We start from the raw sequence: 1,394 nt of genomic DNA, 5'->3' as shown, positions 1-1,394 counted from the left end.
CTGGCCGAACCGGACACCGATTTTCGCGCCTACGTCGCGTCGCTGCACGCGAGCGGCGCCGCCGCGCTGCTCGTCGAGCTCGGCCGGCATGTGTCGGAGCTGCCGGAAGGACTGGTGCAGGCCGCTCGCGCGCACCGGTTCCCGTTGGTCGAGCTACAGGCGCCCGTGCGCTTCGTCGAGATCACCGGAACCGTGCACGCCCGCGTGGTCAACGAACAGTACGAACGCCTCAGCCTCGCGCAACGGGCGCATCAGGTCCTCGGCCCGCTGGGCATCGAGGGCGCGTCGACCGACGAGATCCTCGGGCGCTGCGTGGATCTGACCGGTCGCCCGGTGGTACTCGAGGACCTCGCGCACCGGGTGCTCGCGTTCGGTGGCGACACGGCCGAGGAGGTACTGCGGGACTGGCCCGCGCGGTCGCGGCAGGTGCCCAGTGGCGAGGGAACCAGCCGCGGGGGACCAGAACAGTGGCTCAGCATCCCGGTCGGCCCGCGACGTCGGCGGTGGGGGCGGCTGGTCGTGCCGACCCGGGTGTCCGACGCCGCCGCTCCTGATGTTCAGCTGGTGCTCGAACGGGCCGCGGAGGCGGTCACGATCGCTCACCTCGTGAGTAGTCCGGGTGAGGGATTGGCCGGCGCGGCGGCGGCCCGGCTGCTCCAGGACGTCCTGACCGGTCAGGTGGCGGACGATGTGGCCCTGCGGGCTCGGGCTCGCGCTCTGGGTTTCACGCCGGGCGGGGGCATCGCCGTGGTCGTGGCGCGCGGGACGGGCGACGCGACCGGCCCGGACACCCAGCTCGTGTCCGAGGTGTCCGAGGCCGCGCAGGCGATGCAGCGCTCGGCGCTGGTGGGACGGCTGCGGCCCCAGTTGGTCGCGGTGCTGTTCGACTGTCCCTCCGAGGAGGCGGGCACGCGGCTGCCCGAGGAGCTGGCCGGGCGGCTCCCCGGTGCCGTGGTCGCGGCCGTGGTCGCAGGCCCGACGGCTCAGGGGTGGCGGAATCTCGCGCCCTCACTCGTCGACGCCGAGCACGTGGCGTCGGTGGCGGCGCCCGTGTCGGGGACCGACCATCCTGCCGTGATCCGCAGCGGCGATCTCGGTATCCGGGGCCTGCTCTGGCAGATCCGGGACGACGCCCGGCTGCACTCGTTCATCGAGAGCCGCCTGGGCCCGCTCCTCGCGCTCCCGGCCGGCCGGCGAGAGCGGGCGCTCGCGACCCTCGAGTCCTATCTGGCGAGCAACGGTGTGATGGCATCCTTCGCCCGGGCACTGCACCTGAGCCGGGCGACGGCATACGAACGGCTGCGGTCGCTGGAGCTGAAGCTGGGCACCGACCTTGCCGACGCCGAGGAGCGGACCGGACTTCACCTCGCGCTGATCGCCTACGGCCTGGGCCG

Annotated in this window: 1 protein-coding gene; it reads left to right on the top strand. The window is 73.5% G+C overall.

Annotated features, from left to right (window positions below):
* The coding region (locus tag JHE00_RS34535; RefSeq protein ID WP_200326407.1) for a helix-turn-helix domain-containing protein at window positions 1-1,394 on the top strand (1,394 nt) is incomplete at both ends.

The organism is Prauserella cavernicola, from assembly GCF_016595675.1.
Classification (GTDB): Bacteria; Actinomycetota; Actinomycetes; order Mycobacteriales; family Pseudonocardiaceae; genus Prauserella_A; species Prauserella_A cavernicola.
This window is presented reverse-complemented; position numbering and strand designations above follow the sequence as displayed.